At 47.4% G+C, this 4,818-nt stretch carries 2 tRNA genes and 2 rRNA genes; all 4 read left to right on the top strand.

Features of this window, described 5'->3' with window-relative positions:
- Positions 1–1,446 (top strand): 16S ribosomal RNA (locus tag MHN29_RS18215); the annotation flags it as partial.
- Positions 1,447–1,524: 78 nt separating this feature from the next.
- Positions 1,525–1,598 (top strand) — tRNA-Ile (locus MHN29_RS18210).
- A 96-nt stretch (positions 1,599–1,694) separates the two neighbouring features.
- Positions 1,695–1,768: transfer RNA gene (locus MHN29_RS18205), tRNA-Ala, on the top strand.
- Positions 1,769–1,927: 159 nt separating this feature from the next.
- A 23S ribosomal RNA gene (locus MHN29_RS18200) occupies positions 1,928–4,804 on the top strand.
- Positions 4,805–4,818: the final 14 nt, after the last annotated feature.

Raw genomic sequence — 4,818 nt, 5'->3', positions numbered from 1 at the left:
AAAGCTTGCTTTTTTGCTGACGACCGGCGAACGGGTGCGTAACGCGTATAGAATCTGCCTTGTACAGGAGGATAGCCTTTAGAAATGAAGATTAATACTCCATAATATTGGGAAGTGGCATCACTATCTAATTAAACATTTATGGGTACAAGATGACTATGCGTCCTATTAGCTAGATGGTAAGGTAACGGCTTACCATGGCAACGATAGGTAGGGGGTCTGAGAGGATTATCCCCCACACTGGTACTGAGACACGGACCAGACTCCTACGGGAGGCAGCAGTGAGGAATATTGGTCAATGGAGGCAACTCTGAACCAGCCATGCCGCGTGCAGGAAGACTGCCCTATGGGTTGTAAACTGCTTTTATACAGGAAGAAACAGTCGTACGTGTACGGCCTTGACGGTACTGTAAGAATAAGCACCGGCTAACTCCGTGCCAGCAGCCGCGGTAATACGGAGGGTGCAAGCGTTATCCGGAATCATTGGGTTTAAAGGGTCCGCAGGCGGTCAATTAAGTCAGAGGTGAAATCCCATAGCTTAACTATGGAACTGCCTTTGATACTGGTTGACTTGAGTTATACGGAAGTAGATAGAATAAGTAGTGTAGCGGTGAAATGCATAGATATTACTTAGAATACCGATTGCGAAGGCAGTCTACTACGTATATACTGACGCTCATGGACGAAAGCGTGGGGAGCGAACAGGATTAGATACCCTGGTAGTCCACGCCGTAAACGATGGACACTAGTTGTTGGGGTTTACTTCAGTGACTAAGCGAAAGTGATAAGTGTCCCACCTGGGGAGTACGATCGCAAGATTGAAACTCAAAGGAATTGACGGGGGCCCGCACAAGCGGTGGAGCATGTGGTTTAATTCGATGATACGCGAGGAACCTTACCAGGGCTTAAATGTAGAGTGACAGGTCTAGAGATAGATTTTTCTTCGGACACTTTACAAGGTGCTGCATGGTTGTCGTCAGCTCGTGCCGTGAGGTGTCAGGTTAAGTCCTATAACGAGCGCAACCCCTATCGTTAGTTGCTAACAGGTCAAGCTGAGGACTCTAGCGAGACTGCCGGTGCAAACCGCGAGGAAGGTGGGGATGACGTCAAATCATCACGGCCCTTACGTCCTGGGCTACACACGTGCTACAATGGTATGGACAATGAGCAGCCACTATGCGAATAGGAGCGAATCTATAAACCATATCACAGTTCGGATCGGAGTCTGCAACTCGACTCCGTGAAGCTGGAATCGCTAGTAATCGGATATCAGCCATGATCCGGTGAATACGTTCCCGGGCCTTGTACACACCGCCCGTCAAGCCATGGAAGCTGGGGGTGCCTGAAGTTCGTTACCGAGAGGAGCGGCCTAGGGTAAAACTGGTAACTAGGGCTAAGTCGTAACAAGGTAGCCGTACCGGAAGGTGCGGCTGGAACACCTCCTTTCTAGAGAAAGATGGTGAGTTACAAATGAATTATTTTACTCTTTGCTGTTAATTTTAAAATATTAGACTAAGATCTTATAGTCTCGTAGCTCAGCTGGTTAGAGCGCTACACTGATAATGTAGAGGTCGGCAGTTCGAGTCTGCCCGAGACTACAATAAGACACTTAGTGAAGGAAATTTTAGAAGTTGAGAAGTATGGGTTGTTACAACTAATAACTCACGACTAAGAACTCATACCTAAAAGACTATGGGGGATTAGCTCAGCTGGCTAGAGCGCTTGCCTTGCACGCAAGAGGTCACCGGTTCGACTCCGGTATTCTCCACGATCAGATTTTTAGAATCTGAAAACGTTCATTGACATATTGGTAGAATGATATCGTAAAGAATCAAGATAGAGAAGTTAAATAATATTTAACAACAATATTTTTTATAAAAACAAATTATAAAGAGCTCGTTCTAGATAATATCTAGAGCAAAAAGTACAATAAGCTAAATAAGGGCGTATGGCGGATGCCTAGGCTTTCAGAGGCGATGAAGGACGCGATAAGCTGCGATAAGCTACGGGGAGAAGCACATATTTTATGATCCGTAGATTTCCGAATGGGGCAACCCAGCATGTTGAAGACATGTTACCCGCAAGGGGGCAAACCTGGTGAACTGAAACATCTAAGTAACCAGAGGAAGAGAAAACAATAGTGATTCCGTTAGTAGTGGCGAGCGAACGCGGATTAGCCCAAACCAATGCTGTTACGGCAGTATTGGGGTTGTAGGGCTGCGACATTAGAATCTAAGTGAACTAGAATCGTTTGGAAAGACGAACCAAAGAGAGTGATAGTCTCGTATAGGTAAGCGAAGAGGATATAGCAGTACCCTGAGTAGTGCGGGACACGTGTAATCCTGTATGAATCCACCGGGACCATCCGGTAAGGCTAAATACTCCTGAAAGACCGATAGTGAACTAGTACCGTGAGGGAAAGGTGAAAAGAACCCTAAGTAAGGGAGTGAAAGAGAACCTGAAACCGTACGCCTACAAGCGGTCGGAGCACATTTACTGTGTGACGGCGTGCCTTTTGCATAATGAGCCTACGAGTTACTGTTGCTAGCAAGGTTAAGGATTTAAGGTCCGGAGCCGAAGCGAAAGCGAGTCTGAATAGGGCGACCATAGTTAGTAGTAGTAGACGCGAAACCGAGTGATCTACCCATGGGCAGGTTGAAGCTGTGGTAACACACAGTGGAGGACCGAACCAGTTGACGTTGAAAAGTCTTTGGATGACCTGTGGGTAGGGGTGAAAGGCCAATCAAACTCGGAAATAGCTCGTACTCCCCGAAATGCATTTAGGTGCAGCGTTGATTAAAAGTTTTATAGAGGTAGAGCTACTGATTGGATGCGGGGGCTTCACCGCCTACCAATTCCTGACAAACTCCGAATGCTATAAAATGTTTCTCAGCAGTGAGGGCATGGGTGCTAAGGTCCATGTCCGAGAGGGAAAGAACCCAGACCATCAGCTAAGGTCCCCAAATATATGTTAAGTTGAACTAACGAGGTGAAACTGCTTAGACAGCTAGGATGTTGGCTTGGAAGCAGCCATTCATTTAAAGAGTGCGTAACAGCTCACTAGTCGAGCGGTTTTGCATGGATAATAATCGGGCATAAACATATTACCGAAGCTATGGATTTATATTTATATATAAGTGGTAGGGGAGCATTCTATTTGCGCAGAAGGTGTACTGTGAGGTATGCTGGAGCGGATAGAAAAGAAAATGTAGGCATAAGTAACGATAAAGGGGGCGAGAAACCCCCTCACCGAAAGACTAAGGTTTCCTCAGCGATGCTAATCAGCTGAGGGTTAGTCGGGACCTAAGGCGAATCCGAAGGGAGTAGTCGATGGACAACAGGTTAATATTCCTGTACTTCTTATAATTGCGATGGGGTGACGGAGTGATGAAAGCACCGCGAACTGACGGAATAGTTCGTTGAAACATTTAGGTATTAGAGCTGTAGGCAAATCCGCAGCTTTAGCTGAAGTGTGATAGTACAACAAGTCTTCGGATGCGTTGATAGTGTGCCTAAGGGCTTCCAAGAAAAACCTCTAAGCTTCAGATTATAAGAACCCGTACCGTAAACCGACACAGGTAGTTGGGATGAGAATTCTAAGGTGCTCGAGAGATTCATGGCTAAGGAACTAGGCAAAATCGACCCGTAACTTCGGGAGAAGGGTCGCCCCACTCTGTGGGGCCGCAGTGAAAAGGTCCAGGCGACTGTTTATCAAAAACACAGGGCTTTGCTAAATTGAAAGATGATGTATAAGGCCTGACACCTGCCCGGTGCTGGAAGGTTAAGTGGAGGGTTTAGCTTCGGCGAAGATCTGAAATGAAGCCCCAGTAAACGGCGGCCGTAACTATAACGGTCCTAAGGTAGCGAAATTCCTTGTCGGGTAAGTTCCGACCTGCACGAATGGTGCAACGATCTGGACACTGTCTCAGCCATGAGCTCGGTGAAATTGTAGTATCGGTGAAGATGCCGATTACCCGCAGCGGGACGAAAAGACCCCGTGAACCTTTACTATAGCTTCGTATTGACTTTGGATAAGTAATGTGTAGGATAGGTGGGAGACATTGAAGCGGCGTCGCTAGGCGTTGTGGAGTCGTCCTTGAAATACCACCCTTTGCTTATCTAGAGCCTAACTCAGCAATGAGAACAGTGCGTGGTGGGTAGTTTGACTGGGGTGGTCGCCTCCAAAAGAGTAACGGAGGCTTCTAAAGGTTCCCTCAGCACGTTTGGTAACCGTGCGTAGAGTGCAATGGCATAAGGGAGCTTGACTGAGAGACATACAGGTCGATCAGGTACGAAAGTAGAGCATAGTGATCCGGTGGTTCCGCATGGAAGGGCCATCGCTCAAAGGATAAAAGGTACTCCGGGGATAACAGGCTGATCTCCCCCAAGAGCTCACATCGACGGGGGGGTTTGGCACCTCGATGTCGGCTCGTCACATCCTGGGGCTGGAGAAGGTCCCAAGGGTTGGGCTGTTCGCCCATTAAAGTGGCACGCGAGCTGGGTTCAGAACGTCGTGAGACAGTTCGGTCTCTATCTGCTGTGGGCGTTAGAAATTTGAGTGGATCTGACTTTAGTACGAGAGGACCGAGTTGGACGAACCTCTGGTGTATCTGTTGTTCCGCCAGGAGCACTGCAGAGTAGCTACGTTCGGAAGGGATAAGCGCTGAAAGCATATAAGCGCGAAACCCACCACAAGATGAGATTTCTTTAAAGGGTCGTTGGAGATTACAACGTTGATAGGCTACAGGTGTAAAGGCAGTAATGTCATAGCCGAGTAGTACTAATAACCCATAGGCTTATGTATATCGTCTTCCCTCT

This window comes from Tenacibaculum sp. Cn5-46, assembly GCF_022347705.1.
Lineage (GTDB): Bacteria > Bacteroidota > Bacteroidia > Flavobacteriales > Flavobacteriaceae > Polaribacter > Polaribacter aiptasiae.
The sequence above is the reverse complement of the archived record's forward strand: the minus strand, read 5'-3'. Positions and strand labels throughout refer to the sequence as shown.